Origin of the sequence: Micromonospora sp. NBC_01412 (assembly GCF_045040215.1) — a bacterium.
Lineage (GTDB): Bacteria > Actinomycetota > Actinomycetes > Mycobacteriales > Micromonosporaceae > Micromonospora > Micromonospora rubida.
Genome location: NZ_CP109528.1, coordinates 3773812 through 3793521, shown reverse-complemented (window position 1 = coordinate 3793521; position 19710 = coordinate 3773812). Strand labels below are relative to the sequence as shown.

Annotated in this window: 19 protein-coding genes; 13 read left to right on the top strand and 6 right to left on the bottom strand. The window is 69.2% G+C overall.

Annotated elements, in window-relative coordinates; all coding sequences use genetic code 11:
• The first annotated feature begins 249 nt into the window (after positions 1-249).
• From OG617_RS17455 to OG617_RS17440, 4 genes are read left to right on the top strand one after another with little or no spacing between them, the layout of a single operon-like run.
• The gene (locus tag OG617_RS17455) at positions 250-1290 is read left to right on the top strand and encodes a hypothetical protein (protein ID WP_405103080.1); all 1041 of its coding nucleotides are present in this window, start codon (positions 250-252) and stop codon (positions 1288-1290) included.
• 19 nt (positions 1291-1309) lie between these two features.
• A complete protein-coding gene (locus tag OG617_RS17450) occupies positions 1310-2302 on the top strand; it encodes a hypothetical protein (RefSeq protein WP_405103078.1) in 993 nt (330 codons plus the stop codon).
• The gene (locus tag OG617_RS17445; RefSeq protein ID WP_405103076.1) at positions 2299-3195 is read left to right on the top strand and encodes an NAD-dependent epimerase/dehydratase family protein; all 897 of its coding nucleotides are present in this window, start codon (positions 2299-2301) and stop codon (positions 3193-3195) included. Before OG617_RS17450 ends, OG617_RS17445 begins: the two co-directional genes overlap by 4 nt.
• Complete coding sequence (locus OG617_RS17440) at positions 3188-4234, top strand: FAD-dependent oxidoreductase (protein ID WP_405103074.1); 1047 nt, start codon at positions 3188-3190, stop codon at positions 4232-4234. The genes OG617_RS17445 and OG617_RS17440 overlap by 8 nt, the downstream gene beginning before the upstream one ends.
• Here OG617_RS17440 and OG617_RS17435 read toward each other — a convergent pair.
• The 4 genes from OG617_RS17435 to OG617_RS17420 form a co-directional block, all read right to left on the bottom strand.
• On the bottom strand, positions 4227-5246 hold the full coding sequence (locus OG617_RS17435; protein ID WP_405103072.1) for a tryptophan--tRNA ligase: 1020 nt from the start codon (positions 5244-5246) through the stop codon (positions 4227-4229). The genes OG617_RS17440 and OG617_RS17435 overlap by 8 nt on opposite strands.
• A 70-nt stretch (positions 5247-5316) precedes the next feature.
• Positions 5317-5970, bottom strand: coding sequence for an HAD family hydrolase (locus tag OG617_RS17430; RefSeq protein WP_405103070.1), 654 nt, complete (start codon positions 5968-5970; stop codon positions 5317-5319).
• Positions 5971-6133: 163 nt separating this feature from the next.
• The gene (locus OG617_RS17425) at positions 6134-7009 is read right to left on the bottom strand and encodes a DMT family transporter (RefSeq protein WP_405103068.1); all 876 of its coding nucleotides are present in this window, start codon (positions 7007-7009) and stop codon (positions 6134-6136) included.
• Between the two features lie 34 nt (positions 7010-7043).
• Positions 7044-8381, bottom strand: coding sequence for a hypothetical protein (locus OG617_RS17420; protein WP_405103066.1), 1338 nt, complete (start codon positions 8379-8381; stop codon positions 7044-7046).
• Between the two features lie 333 nt (positions 8382-8714).
• Between OG617_RS17420 and OG617_RS17415 the strand changes: the two genes are divergently transcribed.
• The 8 genes from OG617_RS17415 to OG617_RS17380 all read left to right on the top strand — a co-directional run bounded on the left by OG617_RS17415 (position 8715) and on the right by OG617_RS17380 (position 15308).
• Positions 8715-10121, top strand: coding sequence for an APC family permease (locus OG617_RS17415; RefSeq protein ID WP_405103064.1), 1407 nt, complete (start codon positions 8715-8717; stop codon positions 10119-10121).
• On the top strand, positions 10118-11131 hold the full coding sequence (locus tag OG617_RS17410) for an acetamidase/formamidase family protein (protein WP_405103062.1): 1014 nt from the start codon (positions 10118-10120) through the stop codon (positions 11129-11131). Before OG617_RS17415 ends, OG617_RS17410 begins: the two co-directional genes overlap by 4 nt.
• A gap of 9 nt (positions 11132-11140) precedes the next feature.
• The gene (locus OG617_RS17405; RefSeq protein WP_405103060.1) at positions 11141-11821 is read left to right on the top strand and encodes a GPP34 family phosphoprotein; all 681 of its coding nucleotides are present in this window, start codon (positions 11141-11143) and stop codon (positions 11819-11821) included.
• A 534-nt stretch (positions 11822-12355) separates the two neighbouring features.
• On the top strand, positions 12356-12937 hold the full coding sequence (locus tag OG617_RS17400) for a hypothetical protein (protein ID WP_405103058.1): 582 nt from the start codon (positions 12356-12358) through the stop codon (positions 12935-12937).
• Between the two features lie 46 nt (positions 12938-12983).
• Positions 12984-13949, top strand: coding sequence for an FAD-binding oxidoreductase (locus OG617_RS17395; protein WP_405103056.1), 966 nt, complete (start codon positions 12984-12986; stop codon positions 13947-13949).
• Positions 13844-14164, top strand: coding sequence for a hypothetical protein (locus tag OG617_RS17390; protein ID WP_405103767.1), 321 nt, complete (start codon positions 13844-13846; stop codon positions 14162-14164). Before OG617_RS17395 ends, OG617_RS17390 begins: the two co-directional genes overlap by 106 nt.
• The gene (locus tag OG617_RS17385) at positions 14161-14715 is read left to right on the top strand and encodes a histone-like nucleoid-structuring protein Lsr2 (RefSeq protein ID WP_405103054.1); all 555 of its coding nucleotides are present in this window, start codon (positions 14161-14163) and stop codon (positions 14713-14715) included. The genes OG617_RS17390 and OG617_RS17385 overlap by 4 nt, the downstream gene beginning before the upstream one ends.
• A gap of 23 nt (positions 14716-14738) precedes the next feature.
• Positions 14739-15308 (top strand): hypothetical protein, encoded by a 570-nt coding sequence (locus tag OG617_RS17380; RefSeq protein WP_405103052.1) that lies wholly within the window; start codon positions 14739-14741, stop codon positions 15306-15308.
• A 59-nt stretch (positions 15309-15367) separates the two neighbouring features.
• Here OG617_RS17380 and OG617_RS17375 read toward each other — a convergent pair whose 3' ends face one another.
• A complete protein-coding gene (locus OG617_RS17375; protein WP_405103050.1) occupies positions 15368-15919 on the bottom strand; it encodes a site-specific integrase in 552 nt (183 codons plus the stop codon).
• A 1774-nt stretch (positions 15920-17693) separates the two neighbouring features.
• On the opposite strand from OG617_RS17375, the gene OG617_RS17370 reads away from it, so the two are divergent.
• Positions 17694-18536, top strand: coding sequence for a hypothetical protein (locus tag OG617_RS17370; RefSeq protein WP_405103048.1), 843 nt, complete (start codon positions 17694-17696; stop codon positions 18534-18536).
• 72 nt (positions 18537-18608) lie between these two features.
• Here the strand turns inward: OG617_RS17370 and OG617_RS17365 are convergent, their stop codons facing one another.
• Entirely contained in the window at positions 18609-19703 is a 1095-nt protein-coding gene (locus OG617_RS17365; protein WP_405103046.1) for an XRE family transcriptional regulator, read from the bottom strand.
• Between the last annotated feature and the right edge of the window lie 7 nt (positions 19704-19710).

The following is a 19710-nucleotide window of genomic DNA, read 5'->3' as shown; positions in this document are numbered from 1 at the left end:
CCTCACTCTAGTTCAGCCATCGGTGGCCTTGCTTGTCCGGGCGGTGGCGTCGGCTGACACCGGCTGACACCGGCAACGTTCATCTCACGTTCTGTTGGGGCGAGGCTACTGATCGACGGATGCGGTGGGTCGGATAGTTCGGCCCCCGTGCAACGGACCTTGGGCGGTGCTGGGGGTGAGGCTCGCCGACGATCGAGCGGATCCCACTGCCTTCGTCAGTCCTGCCGCCCCCCTCGACGGGAGATTGTGATGACCAGCGCCACGGCGGCCACATTCACTGCTGCGGCTGACAGCGTCCCACCCAGATTCAGCCAGAATACGCTCCGCGACTTCCTTCACGACAGGTCACCAACATCGGATGAGCGATGGCGTCGATGGTGCACCGGGCTGATCCATGATGGTCACCTCAGTGTCTCGGATCTGCTCGGCTGGTGGACCGAAGTTGTCGAGTTCGACCCGGCGCTTCGCAGACACATCGCACGGCCTGTTGCCGTGCCGGACGGCACGGTGGTCGTCGCCGGCAGCGGCAAGGAGCAGTTCAAAACGTTCAATGTCAGCACCGCCGCATCGATCCTCGCCGCCGCGGCCGGCACTTTCGTCGTCAAGGGAATCTCCCGGTCGGTGTCTGCGATCTCTGGTGCCGCGGACATCCTCGACGTCCTGAGGATCAGGCCGGCGGTTGACCTGGCGAGCATTCCGGACGCGCTACAACAGCACAACATCGCCTTTGTCCCCTATCCGCTTTTCTGTCCCCACTACGCGGCCAGGTACGACGGCGTCTTCGACGCGATCAACCCCGCAAGCTTCTTCATGCCAGTGGCGACGCTGTGCGTGCGCGCCTCCCGCTTCCTGTTCGGCCTCGCACACACCGACGTAGAGCTGTCAGCCCGCGCCCTTCGGGGCATCCGCCCCGACATCGCCGCCGGGACGGTCGTCTCGACCAACCTCAGCGACGGGGAGACCGTCGACGAGTACTGCGGCGTCGGCACCGCTCACCTCGCGCACGCCACCCCTGAACTGGTCAACGCGACCACCCGCGCGAGCCGTGCCCCCACAGTGGGGTGGCGCAGCGCGGTGGCCCATCGATCCACTCACGCCGGCAACGCCGCGCTCGCCACCGAGGCACTCGCGCCTGGCGGCGACTCACCCATCACACGACTCGTGGAGCTGAACGCTGCCCTCATCGTCGACTCCGGCGCTCCCGCCGAGGACTCGATCCATCGCGTGGAGCACGCCCGACGATCCGGCGAAGCCATACGCCTCCTCGAGGCGCTGTCCGAGAGCCGATAACCCAGCACAAGGAGGCCAAATGCCAGCCACCCCGATCGATCAGCACACCACCGAGGCTGTCGCCCGGTACTTGGGCCCGGTCGCGATGCGCTTCACTCACGTCGACGGTGCCGTACCAGTACTGGACCCTGCGGTGCGCGACTCACTGGCCATCGTCACCGGGTTCGGCCCGACGAATGCGCCGACTGCCGGCACCCTGTCGATCATGCTCGGCGCGGTGGACCTTCAGCGGCAACTCCGCGCGCCGATGACGGTCATCGTCTCCGACCTCGGCGCATGGAACTCCCGCAACGTGGCATGGTCGGCCCTGGTCCAGGTCCGCGACCAGATGTTCGCCTTCCTCGTCGCGCTTGGGCTGGACCGTGAGGTCACCGAATTGCGCTCTCACCTCGACCACTCCAACCTCGTGCGCGCTGGCCGCATCGCCCGATACCTGTCCCGGGCCGACTTTCAGGAGCACCGCGAGAGCCTGCTGGAGCTGTACGCAGACCATGGCCTACTCGGCAGCGAAGTCGGGGTGGTCACCGACTCGCTGTACACCGTTGCCGACGTACTCGGCCCCTTCGACAACGGCGCCAAACACGTGCTCATGGTCTCCGGCATGGAAGAGGCGTACTTCACCGACCTCGCCCGCCTCGCTCTCGAACGTCAGGCCAACGCCGACGAACTGAGCCTGGGGTGGACCGGGAACATCGGCGCTTTGTACTTCCGCGTGCTGGAAGGCCTCGCCGGCTATCCCAAGATGTCCAAGAGCATTCCGGCGTCGAGCATCCACCTCAACATGCCACCAGACGAGGTAGCCGAGCGGGTGATGAGCGATGACGAGGCGAGCCAGACTGCGGTGCTCTCGGCAATCGAGCTGGCCAGCGGTTGGGGCGCCGCCGCCACCGCTACCGCCCGCAAGAGGTTCGCGCACCGCGGCACCCAGCCGGGCCCGTGGCGCGAGGTCCGGGCGGACTTCTGTCACACCTTCAACCGGTACGCCATGCTGTGGAAGCAGTGCGCCTCGTGAAACCCACAGCGGTGCTCCTCGGCGCCTCCGGCCGCCTCGGCAGACATCTGGTGCCGCTGCTGTCGGCCGCTGGCATCGACACGATCGCAGTGGCGCGCTCACCCGACACCGGCCAGCCAGGCGCCGCCGAATGGATCGCCGCTGACCTGATGAACCGTCAGGATCAGATGAGGGTCGTTAGCGCTGTCGGCGTGCAATGCGGTAATGCGAAGCGGGTGGCCATAATCGACCTCGTCCTCGACCGCAGTGGCGTCGAGAGCATGCGGGGTAGCGTCCAAGCCGCGACCGACACCGTGCTGCGACTGCGGGACCGCCTTCGAGAGTGCGCCGCCCAGCCCCACTTGGTCGTTGCCAGCACCACCGCCGTTCTCGCACCCGGCCTCTACCAAACGCCGTACGGGCTGGCCAAACGACGCCAGGTCATCACCTACGCCCGCTCCGGCTTACCTGGCGTGGCGGTGCTCCTGCCCGTCCTGGGAGAACGTGCGGGCGACGCAGCTCCGCAGCGCTGGCCGGCGTGGTCGTTCGACCACGCCGCACACAGGCTGCATACGGCCGCCGGGGCGGCACCCGGCTCTGCGTTCATCATCAAGGTGCCGAGTTTGGACAGTGACCGTGTGGTCGCCACCGACGGGCGGGAAGGTCCTCTGATCCCAGCGGTACTGATGGCCCACCTCCGGTGCCTACTGACCGACCGGAGCAGCATGCAAGCCCATCGCAGCGCGGCGCGCTCCCGGCTGGGTCTGTCTCCGCCCCAGCTCCGGCGCCGCGTCGACCACCATCTCGCGCCCGCGGAGCTGGTCCGCCGCTTCGCCAACCGATACCACGTCACGATCGTCCGCGACCGTGACGTCTCCAGCCCTGAGCGAGAAGGAATGCCACCTCATGCCTGATTCGAGAAGGAGGGTCTTTGTCATCGGCGCCGGACTGTGCGGCCTCGCTATCGCCGTCACCGCCGCCCGGCGCGGCTTCGACGTCGCCTGCATCGGCGACGGCCGTCGCCGGGCCTCGCTGGCGAACTTCGGACAGCTGCACTCCGGCGCAGTCCTGGCACCGGTTCTACCTCACGTCGCTCGGGCCTGCTGGCAGTACCGGAACCACTGGCCCGACGGATTGCTCCGTCCCGCCCAAGTCGGCGAGCCGCACGGCTACGCGCTGTTCACCTCCGCCGAGGCCGTGCACGCGTACCGCTCCGCCTGGCAACACACTGGAATCAACGCCGAAGAGATCAACCCGAACCTTTCACCCGCCCCGCCGGCTCATCCGCCGGCTGCCGCCTTCCGCATCCCAGACTTCAGCGTCGACCTCGACCTCTTACATGCCCGCACCACAGCGCTCGCGCGCGACTGCGGCGTGTCGCTGCTGTCGCAGCGCCGGATCACGCTGCAGCGCAACCAGGAAACGGGGCTGGTGATACTCGACGACTACTGCGGCAGCCCGGACCTGGTCGTGTTGGCGACTGGTGCTGACACTCCCGACCTGCTGGCTCAGGCCAGCGTCACGCATACGCTCCGGCAGCGTCGGATCGCCTGGGGCCGGCACGCGAGGATCCGACCGAGCGCCCTGACCTACTGGCTCGACGGTGACCTTCTGGCCATCAGCCCCGATCGCGCCGACGCGCGCATCGGCCTGCCAGGCAACAACGGCGAGTACGGCACGAACGAAGCCGAGTACGCGCGGATCCGCACCGCGCTCGTCCAGCGCGGGCTGCACTTATCCGATGCCGATCTCCGCTTACAGTGGGGAACTGTCTGCGAACCTACGACAACTCGCGCCGACCCGACCAGCTTCGTGGCGGACCTTCGTGATCCCCCCACTGGTTGGAGTCGAGTTCCGAACCTCGTCGTCGCGGTGCCCGGCAAGTGGACCACGGCGTGGCACTGCGCCGAACGCGTCGGCAACGCCCTCGAACAGGAAGGTCAGCTCAACTGATACCGATGGCGTCGCGAACTCGCTCAAGTACCGGCCGGGTCTGCTTGCGCGCCTTGTCCGCGCCATGGGCCAACAGGTCGTCGAGCTCGCTACCCGATGCCACAAGCGCCTCGTACCGGTCGCGCATCGGTGCGAACCGGTCATTCAACGCATCGGTCAGCTGTGCCTTGACCTCTCCCCAGCCCATGCCACCCTCGATCAGGCGAGCTCGGGTCCCGGCTACTACGGCGGGGTCACCGAACCGCTCCAAGAGCGTGAACACTGCGGAGGAGTCCGGTTCCTTGGGTGCCTCTACAGGCACGCTGTCCGTCGTGATCCGCCGGATCACCTTCTTCAAGGCCGATCCCGGGGCGAACAGCGGGATCGTGTTGCCGTACGACTTGCTCATCTTCCGGCCATCAGTACCAGGCAGCGTGTGAGCGGTCCCTTCCTCGGGCACGACGGGCTTCGGGATCTTCAGCTTGTACCGGTCTCCGTAAATGCTGTTGAACGAACCCGCGATATCGGCGGCGTACTCGACGTGTTGAAGCTGGTCACGGCCGACTGGCACCACGTCAGCCTCCACGATCAGGATGTCCACAGCCATGAGTACCGGGTAGTTGAATAGCCCCATGTTCACGCCCACGTCGAGGTCTTCCCTACCGGCCTCACGGTTGCGGTCACGCGCCGCCTTATATGCATGCGCCCGGTTCATCAACCCCTTGGCAGTCATGCAGGACAGCACCCACGCCAACTCGAAAATCTCCGGAATGTCGGACTGGCGATAGAAGGTGGTCCGGTCCGGGTCCAACCCCGCAGCCAGCCAGGTCGCCGCGACCGACCGGGTAAAGTGCCGCAGCAGAGCGGGATCCCGGACCGTCGTGAGCGCGTGGTAGTCGGCGATGAAGTACATCGACTCGTAGCTGTTCGCCAGGTCGAGCGCAGGCAGGATCGCACCGACGTAATTGCCCAGGTGCGGCTCACCCGTCGGCTTGATGCCCGTCAGCGAGACCTTACGCGGCGTAGAACCCATACACAGACCTTACTATGCGCCCGAGGGTGGGCGAGTCCTTGTCGGCCTTGTCGAGCAGTGGTGGGGTCCGTCAGTTCGTCGGCATGGTGAGCAGTTTCGGCAACTCCGCCATGCTGTTGAAGAGCGCGTCAGCGCCGTCGAGCGTCCGGTCTCTCGCCGACACGAAGCCGAGTACCCGCATGCCAGCTGCCCGAGCAGCGGCAATCCCGGACTCGCTGTCCTCCACCACCACACAGCGCTGCGGCTCCGCCCCACAGCGCTCGGCTGCTAGGAGGAAGACATCCGGGGCCGGCTTGCCCCGTACCACGTCGGCGGCGGTGAAGATCCGGTCCTCGAAGAAAGCTGCCAGCCCACTCGCCCTCAGCGTTAGGGCCACCTTCTCGGGCCGCCCGTTCGACGCTACGCAGAACGGAATATCCAGCAGGCTTATCACGTCCAGCACGCCGGGCACAGAACGTACCCGAGCGCGAAGAGCCACGTCGACGGACTGCGTGAGCGAGTCGAACCAACCCGCCGGGACGGCTGTGCCCAGTAGCGCGGTGATGCGTTCGGTGGCCTTGCCCTGGGCTAGGCCCGCGAACTCTCGCTCGCATTCCTCGTCGGTAATCTTTACGCCGAGCTGTCGTAGCTGCTCCGCCAGCACACCCGCAACGATTGCTTCGCTGTCAACGAGCACCCCGTCACAGTCGAAGATGACGAGATCAGGGCGACGACCGACGGTCACGTCACTGTCCGCTTCACGATCACCTCCCACACCCTCGATTCTTGCCCATCGGGGTGCCTACGGCGAGATGGGGATGTGACGCCAACCCCTGGCGCGCCGAGTCCGCGCAGGACTGGAACTCGACGATCTTCGACTTGCCTGCACCGAGGGTAGAGAGCAGGCATTACGGTGGCGTCGGATCGCTGCGGTGCGCCGCGAGCACGGACCCGACGACGATCGCTCCGAGCCCGAGGACCGCAGACACGCTGATCTGCTCGCGGAGGAAGGCCACGCCGAAGGCGACGGCGAACGCAGGTGACAGGTAGAACGCCAGTGCCGCGCGGGCGGGGCCGACGCGGGTGATGAGCGTGTAGAACAAGGCAAGCGTCGCGCCGGTGCAGACTATCCCGAGGACGAGCAGGGCACCTGTCGCTTCCACGCCGGGCAACCGGGTCGGGACCGTCGCGGAGGCGGGAGCGACCACGGCTACGGTGGTGACGAGCATGGCGGAGGTGGCGACGCCGAGGGGCGGGGCCTCGGCGTACCGACGGTGGATCATCATTGCGCCAGCGGCGTAGCACACCGCCGCGACGAGGATGAGCGTGCCGCCGAACAGCGCCATCCGGCCTCCACGCAGGTCGACGCCGAAGAGCATGATCAGGCCGACCAGGCCGAGGACTATCCCGGTCAGGCCCTTCCAGCCTTGCGGGCGTTCATCGGGTGCGAACCAAAGGGCGAGGAGCGCGACGAACAGTGGTTGTGCGCCGACGAGGATGCCGGCGACGCTGGCCGAGACGTACTGCTGCCCGTAGGTGAGCAGCAGCAGCGGCGCGGTGGACTGCACCAGCACCGTCTCGATGATCGCCCGAGGGTTGCGCCAGATGGGCTGAAGTGCGTCCCGGCTTACCGCGAGGGGGAGCAGCAGGAGCGCCGCAAGTAGCACTCGCCCGAGGACGACGAGCGCTGGCGAGAAATCGTGCAGAGCGACGGTGATGAGCGGGTACACCGCGCCCCAGAGGGCGGACAGGACGACGAGTTCGATCCAGGAGCGGCGGGTCACAGCGGGTCGTGGCGGGTCGACGTACGCACGCGTTCTAGTTAATCAGGACCTGCCGGTACAGGCTCTGCACGCAGTCGAGGCCGGTCCAGGGCAGCAGGTCGACGAGGAGTTGGCGTAGCCGCTTGCGGTTGCGCTCTGATCCGGTGCGTCGGGCGAGCGCGTCGGCCTCGGTGGCGGCGTGGCAGGCCTGTTCGATCTGGTTCATCTGCGTGTACGCGATGGCGAGGTCGATGAACGTGCCGGAGCGTTCCCGTACGAAGTCGGCGGGCAGCAGGGTCAGCGCCTCGTAGAGGGACCGGGTCGCGTCGGTGGGGCGGCTCAGCCGGGTCAGGCAGCGGCCCTTGAGACGGGCGGCGTGGCAGTCGGCGTTGAAGAAGCTCAACCATGCGGGGGTGTTGTCCATGCTGACGCCGTCGAAGGCCCGTTCGGCCCCGGCCAGGGCGGTCATTCCCCGGTGGGGCTCGTTGAGGAGTCCGTACGCCTCCCCGGTGGCCTCGCCGAGCCAGGAGTTGACGGCGGGCGGGATGCCTCGGCCGCCGACGTCCCGGGCGGTGCCGAGCAGGCTGAGCGCGGTGCGGCCGTCCCCGTTGTGGAGGTGGATCTGGCTGAGTACGCCCAGGCCGTACGAGTGCAGGGCCCGGTCGTTCGCCTTCTCCGCGAGCGAGATGGTGAGCCGGCAGTATCCGTGCGCCTGCTGGTAGCGCTGCGCATCGATGGCGAGCCAGGCGGCGAGTTGGGCGGCGTCGGCGGCAGCGCGCAGCAGCCGGCGGTGGGTGCCGGTGTTCGTCGTGCGGTTGCTGACCTCCAGCATGCGGTGCAGGTGGGCACCGACATCCGCGCTCACCTTGCCGGAGCCCTCCCGGTAGTCGAGGCACCGGTACGTGTCGGTCAGGATCTCCAGGTCCTCGACGACCCGCTCGGTGACCCGTGTCAGGACGGCGCCGGAGGGCAACGGGGCACCGGTGGTGCGTTCGCTAGTGGAGCGGCCAGCGGGCGCTTCCGGTGCGCCCGCGTGTAGGGCCTCGGCATCGAGGTGGCTGTGGTCCTCGCCGCCGAGCAGGTCGCCGGCGGCGCACCGGTAGAGGAACGCCAGCTTGTTCAGCGTGTCCAGCGACGGTGCCCGGCCCGCCGGGCCCGGCCAGATCTCCCAGTACGAGATCTGCTTGGCGGTCTTCGGCGCGTCCGCGTCGGGCCACTGCTCGTTCCAGCGGCGCGCCACGTCGGCCTGCGTGAGGCCGTGGGCCAGTCGGAAGGCCACCCTCGGGTTGATGCGGTACCGCTGCTGCCAGTGCGAGGCGATCTGCCGATACGTCCATCCGCTGGCGCGAAGCTCGTCGGCCTCCCGCTGGAAACTACGCGCGCTCCTCGCCATCCCTGCCTCCGAAAGTGACCCGCCCCCGGGCCGACCGTCCGTAGCACGGTAGCGATCACCGTCGCCGCAGCGGAAGTCATCCATGCGCTACTCCCCGTGATCCGTGGAGTAGCGGGAGGTCGATGGTCCCCGCCAACGGGGGTCGATCTTCCCCGCTGCGGACGGGACCCTCGAAGACGACGCGGAACGCCTGTTCACGGCGCCTTCTCCCGACGGCGGACCCTCCGCGCCCTCCGGCGGCAGGCGCTGACGGCGACGCACCACAGGCCGGTTGGCCGCGACCGGCACACGACGTCAGGCGCGTGCAGTTGATCTACATGGAGAGGCTCGCTGATGCATGAGCAGAACGAGTTGGGCCGCTACGGCTATCGGCAGGAGCTGGCCCGGGGGCTGAGGTTCCGGGACCTGGTGGCGTACGGGTTGGTGTACATGGTGCCGATCGCGCCGATGGCGATCTTCGGCAGTGTGTACGCGGGGTCGGGTGGGATGGTGGCGCTGGCGTACGTGGTGGGTGTGGTGGCGTTGGTGTTCACCGCGTTCTCGTACGCGCAGATGGTGCGGGCGTTTCCGATGTCGGGCAGCGTCTACAACTACGCGGGGCGTGGGATCGGTGCGCCGGTGGGGTTCCTGGCGGGCTGGGTGATCCTGCTGGACTACGTGCTGGTGCCGGGTCTGTTGTATCTGGTGGCGTCGGTGGCGATGCACGCGAGTGTGCCGTCGGTGCCGGTGTGGTGTTGGCTGCTGGGCTTCGTCGTGGTGAACACCGTGGTCAACTCGGTGGGGATCCGGATGACGGCGCTCGTCACGCGGGTCATGCTCGTCGGTGAGCTGCTGGTGTTGGCGGTGTTCCTGGTCGTCGCGGCCGGTGCCCTCGCCGCGGGCAAGGGTCGGTTGAGCTGGGAGGCGTTCTACGACTCCGACACGTTCGGCTGGTCGGTGGTGGCCGGGGCGGTGTCGATCGCGGTGTTGTCGTTCCTCGGCTTCGACGGCATCTCCATGCTCGCCGAGGAGACCAGGGGCGGGCCCCGGCAGGTCGGGCGGGCGATGGCCGCCGTCCTCGTCCTCGCGGGGGTGTTGTTCGTCGGGCAGACGTGGCTGGCCGCGATGCTCGTTCCCGACCCGGACGCCCTGCTCACCGACGGCGACCCGGCGGGAACGGCGTTCTACGACGCCGCGCGGGTTGCGGGTGGGGGCTGGTTGGCGACGGTGTGCGCGGTGGCGACGGCGGTCGCATGGGGGTTGCCGAACTCGATGGTCGCCCAGGTCGCCACCAGCCGGTTGCTCTACGCCATGGCCCGCGACCGGCAGCTTCCCCGGTTCCTGGCGAGGGTGTCGCCCCGTCGGAGTGTGCCGGTCAACGCGACCCTTCTCACCGGCTTTGTCTCCTTGGTCCTGGGCCTGTACATGGCGGGTCGGTCGGACGGGGTGACGGTGTTGTCGTCGCTGGTCAACTTCGGGGCGATGGTCGCGTTCCTGGTGCTGCACGTGTCGGTGGTGGTGCACCATCTCGTCCGTCGGCGCAGCCGGAACTGGTGGGCGCACCTGGTCATGCCCACGCTGGGGTTCACGATTCTCGCCTACGTGGTGGTCAACGCGAACATCGCCGCCCAGCGTCTCGGTCTGGTGTGGCTCGGACTCGGAATGGTGGTGCTCGCCGGCCTCTACCTGGCCGGCCGGCGTCCCGTGCTGTCCGGCCTGGTGCCGGCCCAGCCGGCGCGCCGCGACGTGGAGCGGGTGTGACCGGCGTGGACAGGATCGTCTACCGGCCGGGCCCGGGGGAACTGGCGCACACCTTCGGTGCTCGTCTGCCCGTGGCCCACGTTCGCTCCGGGGATGTGCTGGAGGTGTTCACGCAGGACTGCTTCGGCGGGCTCGTGCGGGGTCCGGCAGACCTGCCGTCGGAGGTGTGCCGCATGCCGTACCTGAACCCGGTGTCCGGGCCTTTCTTCGTCGAGGACGCCGAGCCCGGTGACACCCTCGCCGTGCATATCGCCGCGATCACGCCGGCTCGGGACTGGGGTGTGTCGACGACGTTCCCGCACTTCGGGGCGCTGACCTCGACGTCCCGCACCGCCACCCTGCAGCCGCCGTTAGAGGAGCGGGTGTGGGTGTACGGGATCGACCAGCAGACGCGGACGGTGCGGTTCCAGGCCACCGGCAGCGACCACAGCGTCGACCTGCCCCTGGACCCGATGATCGGCACCATCGGGGTCGCGCCCGGCGGGTTCGAGGCCCGCTCCACGATCGTCCCCGACTCCCACGGCGGGAACCTAGACACCCCGCAGCTACGCGCCGGCGCCACCCTCTATCTGGGGGTGAACGTGCACGGGGCGATGCTGGCCCTCGGTGACGGGCATGCCCGCCAGGGCGAGGGCGAGGCGTGCGGCACCGGAGTGGAGATCGCCACGACCACCACTCTCATCGTTGAGGTGGTCAAGGGTGTGCCGACGCCGTGGCCGCGGCTGGAGACCGATATGTCGATCATGTCGGTCGGCTGCGCTCGTCCTCTGGAGGACGCCTACCGTGTCGCCCACCACGACCTCGTCGGCTGGACCAGTGCGCTGACCGGCCTGCACGTCCTCGACGCCTACCAGCTCGTGTCACAGGCGGGGCGGGCGCCGATCGGGAACGTGTGCGACCCGAACTACACCGTCCTCGCCGCGGTCGACAAGGCGCTGCTCCCCGTACCCGGCGCCGCTTATCAGGGGGCGCACGGTCGCATGCGGCGACTCGCGGCCGGGCTGCGGTAGGCGCGGACGATGACCGGAGTGCCCCGCCTGCCGCTGCGCGACGAGCTGTTCCTCCTTGGCCACAACGACGACACCGGCCGGCTGCATGTACACCGCAGGGCCCTCGCCCTGGGCTTGGCCGGCGCGGTCCTGATCGACCTGTTTCTGGCCGGGCGGGTCACCCTCGACCCGAATGACGCCACCCGCCCGGTTCCCGACCAGCGACTCCGCCTACACAGCGACCGGCCCGTCGGCGATCTGATCGCCGACGCGGCCATCGCCTCGCTCCGCCACGCGCGGCCCGCCCCGCCGCTGCGGGTATGGCTGCGGGGGTTCGCCGTCGACCTGTACGAGCGCACCCGCGCCGGCCTGGTGACCACCGGGATCCTGCACCAGCACCGTCGGCGGCGTCTCGGTGGGCTCGTCCACCGTGCGTCGTACCTGCCCACCCACGCCAGGTGGTCGGTGATTCCCCGAGCCCGGCTCTGCTACCTCGCCAAAGGCCGTGAGCGGCCTGACAACCACACGGCCGCCCTCGCGGGCCTCGTCGCCACCCTCGGCCTGGTCACCCATCTGTACCTCGACGACGACACCGCCTCACTGACGGCACGCCTCACCGCGGTGGCCGACCAGCACTACCGGCCCGTACGGGACATCACCACCGCCGTGGACACCGCCGTTGGTGACCTCGCCACCGCCGCCTACCGCTGACCAGCTTGCCCATCCTCCTGAGGAACGATCCACGTGAGCCCGCCGCCCTTCTCGCCCACCGCCGCCGCCCAGCCGTCCCGCCCGACACAGGGCCACCTGCGCATCACCGCCGTGCCGCTTGCCGGCCTGCCCGCCGCCGTCTCGGCGGTCCCCCTGGCCACCACCGCCTCGGGCGATACGCCCGAGGAAGCAGCACTGACCCGCCGGTGGGTGGACGCTGTCCGCCCTCCGGTCGAGTCGCCCCACCTCGGTGCCGGTTCGCACGCCGGCCGTTGGGGCGACAACGGCAGCCGACCCCAGCGGCTGCCGGGCCGGCCCCTGTCACCGCATAACCAACGCGCGGGAAGACACGCCGGCCAGTGGCCGGCGGCGGGGCGCTCCCCCAGCGCCTCGCCGCCGGCCGCACCACCGACCGCCGAAGAAAGCCGCCCCATGCCCACCCTGCAAAGCCGCCACGCGCCACCACCGCCAACAACAGCGCACCATCATTCGCACGACGCTCCCACCGGCAGGCAAGACGGAGCAGCCGACGCGGTGCGACGCAGCACGGCGCTGCGAGCAGCCGGCGCCCTGACCGACGCCTACAACTGGGCGCACTACGCCCACCGCCTCAACCGCCACCTAGCCATCGACGACCCGCACAGGATGCGAACCGCCGCGCTGCTTGCCTCCCTCGCCGCCCAGACCGGGGAACCCCATCTCGCCGTCGCCGTGTACCAGGACCTCATCACGGCCACGACCCGGACGCTCGGCGACGACCACGCCGAGACGCTGCGGGTCCGCGCTGCCCTCGCCCACCTGCGGCACACCCTCGGTGACTGCGACACCGGACTACGGGACCTCGCGGCCGTGCACGCCGCCGCCCGCCACCGGTACGGCCACCCCAGCCGACTGGCTCTGCGGGCCCTGACCGGCCTCGGCGGTCTCTACCGCGACTGCGGACACCACGACCTGGCCACCCGATGCCTCACCAGCGCGCACGTCGGCGTCGCCAGATACCTACCACCCGGCGACGCCCTCTCCACAGCCGTCACAGCCGCCATCGCCGCCCCACCCAGCCTCAACCACCCCGCCGTCTGCACCCAACGACGTCCACAACAAGGGACCAAGCGGTGACGGCCACCCACCAACCCATCCTGATCAGGATCAAGGAGTCGGTCTCGTGACACCGTCCGCTGCCTCTCCGGCCGGTATCTGCGCCTCTTGGACGGCCCTCAGTCCCTGTATCAACCATGCCGCCGACCACTTCTGGGGCCTGCTGGCCGACCGCCGGATGACGCTCCTGCCCGAGCGCGAGGCGCCCCTGTTCCTGGCCACCCTCGGCAGTCTCATCGCCGGCGATGACGACCACGCCGGTCGCACCGCCCTCCTGGCGGCGTTCGCTCCCACCTACCGGCACCTGGGCCTACAGCCCTACCACCACGAGGTGCTCGTCGACGCCCTCACCGCCACCGTCGCCCGCTTCGCACCCGCCCCCTGGACACCCGCCATGGCCGAGCGGTGGAGCCGTCACGGCCACCACGCCCTGAACCTCACCCACCGCGCCACCGGCCGCCTGACCGCCGGTCCCGCCTGGACGGCCGCCGAGATCATCGACCGCCACCAGGCGGCCGACACCATCACCATCCTCACCCTGCGCCCCCGACACCGCGTGCGTTTCGAGGCCGGCCAAGCCGTCCCCGTCACGACATCCCGCCGGCCTGGGGTGTGGCGGTGGTACTCCCCAGCCAACACACCACGCCCCGACGGCACCATCGAGCTGCACATCCGCGCGATCACCAGCGGGCCCGTCTCACCGCTGCTCGCCCAGCACGCCACCGTCGGCGAACGCGTGTGGCTCGGCCCTCCTTACCATGCGGGGCTCACCCTCGACCCCAGCGACCACGGGGATCTGCTCCTGGCCGCCGGCGGCACCGGCCTGGCACCGCTACGCGCCCTCGTCGAACACCTCGCCACCACTGGCATCCGACGCCGGTCACCCTCATCGTCGGCGCCTGCACCCTCGACGACCTCTACGACAGCATCACCCTCGACACACTCCAGACGGCCCACCAGGACTGGCTGGCCATCAGACCCACCTTCTCCGAAGACCCGCTCGTCGACCCGGCCGCCCGGGCCGACGTGTTGACCGCGGTCCTGGACCACTACCGGCCCGGTCAGCACGTCTACGTCGCCGGCCCACCCGCGCTCATCGACCACGCCCGACACCGCCTCCCCCTCGCCGGCGTGCCCGTCGAGCACCTGCACCTGGCGGAAACCTTCACCCACCCCGGACTGCCTACTGCCGTAGCCACCGGCCCCCGTCGAGACTTCCGCGACGCATCGAAAGTGCCCAACCCATGACAACACCGCTGACCTACGAGCGCCTCGCCGAGCTGCGACGACTGGCGAGGGGCGACCGTGGCCCAGCGCCCGGCGAGGCCGTGTCCGCCCACACCGTGTCGGCCTTGAACGCAAGCGAAGCCTTGCCAGCGACGGTCAGCGTGGATCACCTGCTCTCCCAGGCGCTGCGCTCGGAGAACGGCCGCACCCGCGCGCTCGCCGAGAAGATCCACACCCTCGCCGCCGACCTCGCCCAACGCGTACAGGACGAATACCACGCCCGACGGCACCGCATCGACGCCGAGGTCACCTCCCTCGAACAACAACTCGCCGAAGCCCGCGCCCGACTCCACTCACTCGACCGCGACGCCACCCCACCCACCGCGCACACCTCTCCCACCACCACCCCCACCCGACGAGCCGGCGCCAAGAGCGGCGTCGACGCAGCCGCCGTACGCGACTGGGCCGCCGACAACGGCTACCAGGTCAAACCCCTTGGCCGCATCCCCGCCAACATCATCGACGCCTGGCGCGACGCAACCATCAACGCCACGCCCTCCTTCAACACATGAAGCACAACCCGAAGGACTATCGGATGGCAGAGACGAATCTGGTTCCCCGCCACAAGGTCACGTTCGAAGACTTCTCGCGCCTCGCGCAGAGGCATGGTTGGAAGCTGGACCAGAGATCGGCGCGGACAGCCAGCCAGGACGAATCCCCCGCCTTCCTCTGGCACATCGGCGGCAGCGGCGCGGTCAAGCTGGTGCAGAGCGCAACCCTCAACCGCTGCTACATGGTGATTGCCGGAGACGAGCACGGTGTTCTGGCGGCCCACGTCCGGGAAGCGTTTCCCATCTTCTCCCCGGCTGAGATCATCGATCGGCTGTCCGTGGCCCGATCCGCCGAAGATCGGAAAGCCGCGCTCCATCTTGTGGCGGCAACCGCGACTCCCTGCTACGACCAGACGATCTACAACGCGGTGTGTGCGGGCCTCGAAGAGTCGGACCCATTTGTCCAGCTCGCAGCACTTGCTGCCGCCTTCTACTGCCGGTGGCAACAGTTCGAGCCCATGATCGAACGCATGGTCGGATCTCCGCGAGTGGGCGAGAACGTCAGGATCGTGGCCAGGAATCTACTCGGACTCACCCGATGGGACTGCGGGTAGAAGACCCCTTCCATGTCGGGCCTGCCGCTGAGCAGAGGCTCGGCTGGTGTCGCTCTCAGCTATGCGGTCTCGCGGCGGTTTCGGTTGATCTTCTTGGCGACGGCGTCGGCGGCGTTGTGGTGCATTTTCTTGGTGACGCTCTGGTAGGTGTCGCGGGTGAGGGTGGTGGTGGAGTGGCCGGGTTGTTCGGAGACGACCTTGATGTCGACGCCGGCGTCGAGGGCGATGGTGGCCGCGCTGTGCCGCAGGTCGTGCAGGCGGATCGGGGCGAATCCGGCCTGGCGTACGAGCTTGCGGAACCGTTGGGTGACCCCGTTGGGATACCAGGGCTGGCCGTTGGGGCGGACGAAGAACAGGCCGGTGTCGGGCCACGCCTCGCCGGCGGCGAGGCGCCACTCGGCGCGGCGGGCCTTGTAGGCGGCGAACACCTTGACGGTTTCGGTGTCGAGGGCGAGGTCGCGGTTACCTGCCCTGCTCTTGGGCTTCTTGCGCACGGCGGTGTAGCCGTGGTTGGCGATCTGGTGGTTGATCGTCGTCTCGCGCTTGTCGAGGCGGACCTCGGCGTCGAGCAGCCCGCATGCCTCGCCCCTGCGGGGCCCGCGGTAGGCCATGAAGTGCCACATCGGTACACGTCGGGCGCGTGCTCGCGGGCGTAGTCGAGGAACGCGACGATCTGCTCGTCGGTCCACACCATGACCGGTCCGGGAACCTGCCCGGTGGTCTTCCACCGCTGTACGCGTTCGGCCTCCCACACGATCGGCACCGGCCGGTCGCCGGGGCCAGAATCGTGACTGGCGTGCGGGATCCGCGCAGTGCCGGCTGCGCATTAGGAGAACAGCAGGAGTGGTACGTCGTCGAGGTGGGGTCTCGCTCGCGTTGTCGGAACTCGACACCGACAATGTCCGACTCTGACACCGCACCTCTTGACTGCCCTTGGAGTGTGGTCGTGCCGCAGTTCATCCGCGGCGTCACCGATTTGGCTCGTGCCCGACCACAGCACTCCGGTAAGCTTGACGAATCCACCCACCTGGCGGTTCGCGCAATCCCGCTCGTTCAGCACCGTTGTCGCGGCGTCCAACCAGACCCCTGCCAGCGAACCGAGCCGATTTCGCGGTCACGCTGTAGGCATCAAGCAGTCGAAATGCCACCGATACGAGCAGAGAAGGCCGTAGCCGCCTGCAGCGACGGCGCAAGGCCGGGAACCGGGGCCGCGAGCCGCCCCGACGCTCTCGCGTGGTCGATCGTGGCTCGGGTGTCGGCGTACCAGTCGATGAACCGGCGACGTGGCGGACGGGCTGCGGAAAGGTCGGCCACCGCCGTCGGATCCCGGCGGGTGGTTGACGGCGTGTGCGTCTCGGCGGTCGTCGGCAGGCGACGGCGGCTGATTTGCTGGGCTCGCTGGGCAGCCCGTACCGGCAGGCACGGGTAGTGCTGCCCGACGCAGAGCAGGCTCGCACAGCGGTCCGGCTGTCCCGGCTGCGGTTGGTGAACGGCGATGACTCTGGCGGCCGTACGCCACAGCAGAACATCCGTGACGTCTCGTGGGGCGTCGTGAACCGGGTCGTGGGCGGTGTTCGCAGCGGACATGGCTCGCCTCTCGTGTCGATCGACGTGAGTACGGTCGCCGCCACAGCCACACCCCTGCGGGGTACTGCCGGTTCCGACGTCGACCAAGACGATTCACGCTCGCATTCGGCCCGAGATCAAGTCCTTCAGAGCGGTCCGGAGTCGCTCCCGCCAGACCGCCGCCGCGGCGGCACCGAGCCAGGACACCAGCGCCCGTCGACGACCTCGTCGAGGGCTCAGCCGCAAGCCCGACGAACGTCGGTCCCGTCCGAAGATCGACCGACACTGAGAGTCCCTGTCAGACGGTGGCGTCGCCCTGGTCGCGCACCGGCTCGTCACCGGGATCGTCACCCGTGACCGCCGGACACCCGCAGAACAGTGCTGACCAGGGCTGTCAGTGCTGCACACGCCCCCTGACAGACCCTCCGTGCCGTCCCTACCCGGCCCAGACACCCCTCCTGATCGGGAGGGGACCCCTTCCTGCCTGGGAGCAACGTCGTGTACTCCCCTGTTGCCCCCGCTTCCCGCAACCCGGCGCGCCACCAGGCCCAGCACACCGAGACCGCTATCGTTCAACCTGAGCCCGTCGGTGCCAGATAACCAACTCCCTTCGGCAAGCCGGGGGAGCCTCACCTGCGACTGGTTCCGTTGACGTAGGGGCCCATATGTCGAGTCGGGAAGCCGGTCCGCCCCGAACCGGCTTCCCGTACGCCGACTTCGCCGACCCGGTCGGCGTGTCCCGTTGCCTGCGGAGGTGGAGCGGCGGGGGTGGTCGGATCTCGCTCGACGCGCTGATCATCGGTCGGGAGACTGGCGGTCGTGAAAGCCGAGATGGTGTTCCCGGACGGCGCTTGGCACGAGGTCAGGTTCGGCCTGTTCGAGCCGACCCTCGACTACAGCGGCAGCGCATGGGGTCGGGACGTCCTCGATCCGTGGGTTACTTCCCACTCGTCGATCTTGGCGGCGTTGCGGCAGGTCGGCGAGGCGAGGATGGCTGCCGTCGCGCTGGCGCACGAGGACCTGTGGACGTTGTACGCGTTGAGCAGGGTGATGGAGTTGCTGATCCTGCCCAGCCAGCCGCCCGCCACCGACCCCGGTGACCCCGTGGACTGGCTTCCGTCATCGGCGTACCGGCGGTTCGTCGCGGCGATCGGTGGCACGTTCCCGGAGGGGGAATGGTTCCATCCGTTCCTGCACGAGATCGTCGGGGTCGAGCCGGCGGACGATCCGCAGGCGCCGCCGGTGTTGGTCGGGCAGTGGTGGCCGGGTTGTCTCATCGGGTCGCTGCTGCTCATGCGTGGCGGCGTGAGCGTCCGTGCCGGTGCCCGTCACCTGGATCCCGCGCTCACCTCGACCTCGACGTTGTACTGGGCGTGGCGGCGGCGGTACCGGCAGGTGGCTGACCTGTCCCACGGCTGGGGCGGCAATTCGCAGTGGCGCACGGACTTCCGCCGTGACTACCGGCTGGCCGACCGGCTGGTCTACAACGCGGACGCCGCTCTGGACATGACGCCTCCACATCCCGGCGGCCCGGACCCGAGCACGGACGTGGACCTGCTGCGCTACCGGTGCAGCACCCTCGTGGACCACGGCGACGAACAGTGGGTGTGGGACAGCCATCACACCGAGCCGACGGTGCCCACCGCTACGCCGCCTGAGTAGGCGCCCCAGGCGGGAAGTAGTCCCGCCGCCCGACAGGGCAGAACGCCGACAGAGCGCCGGCTCGCGGCTCCGTCAGGGGCTGGCTGGAGTGACTCGCAGTTCGGGGAGGTGTTCGGTGGCGGCGTCGATCACGGTACGGGCGAGGGCTGCCGGTAGGCCGGCCTGTGCGGCGAGGTCCTCGATGGTCGTGCGCTGTTGGTCGAGGAGGTCGACGGCCCTGCCGAGGAGGGAGGGTTGTTCGCGGGGGCCGAGGTCGCCGGGTTCGGGGTGGCCCCACTGGGCGAGCAGGCTCATCCCGCGCCGGTAGGTGTGGTCCCGGTAGATGCCGAGTTCGTGTCCCCGGTACACGAGGGCTTTCAGGCTGATGCCCCAGCGGCGTTTCAGCTCGTGCAGCCGGTCGAAGTCCAGACGGGCGGGAAGCTCGCCTGCCAGGGTAGTGCTGGGGGCGAGGAACTCGGAGGCGAAGGCGGTGGCCTCCCGTTCCAGGATCTGGCTGCCCGGCTCGGCGTCGTGGTGCAGCAGCAGGTGGCCGAGTTCGTGGGCGGCGTCCATCCGGGAGCGGGCCTTGTCGTTCTTGGCCGGGTTGAGGAAGACGAACGGCCGCTGGCCGTACCAGTGCGAGAACGCGTCGACCCGTTCGGAGGCGTCCGGCAGGGACAACACGATCACCCCGTGCGCCTCCAACAGCCGCACCATGTGCGGCACCGGACCGTCGTCGAGCCCGAACTCCGCACGTGCCGCCGCGGCGACCGCGCGGACGTCCTCGGCCCGCGCCGGTTCCGGCCAGTCGAGCTGCGGCAGCCGCAACTCCGGCAGCCGCAGCTGCCGGCCCACGACCTCGACCACCCGCCAGGCGACCTCACCGAACGCCTCCGCCTGGTCCCGCTCCGCCTGGCTGGTGGCCCGCAGGCTGCGGAAGTGCGCCCGCCCAGGCGATGCCGGAGCCGGGACACCGGCGGCGAAGAACTCCACCGGCATCGCCAACGCCAACGCCAACCGCGCCAGCACCGCCGCCGACGGGCGGGCCTGCCCCAGCTCGTACTGGCTGACCGCCGCCGCCGTCACCCCGACCTGCCGGGCCAACTCGTTCTTCCGCATCCGCCGCCACCGCCGCGCCAACCCCAGCGCGTGCGGCTCGAACCCCGCCACGGCCGCGGTAACCGGCACCGGCGGA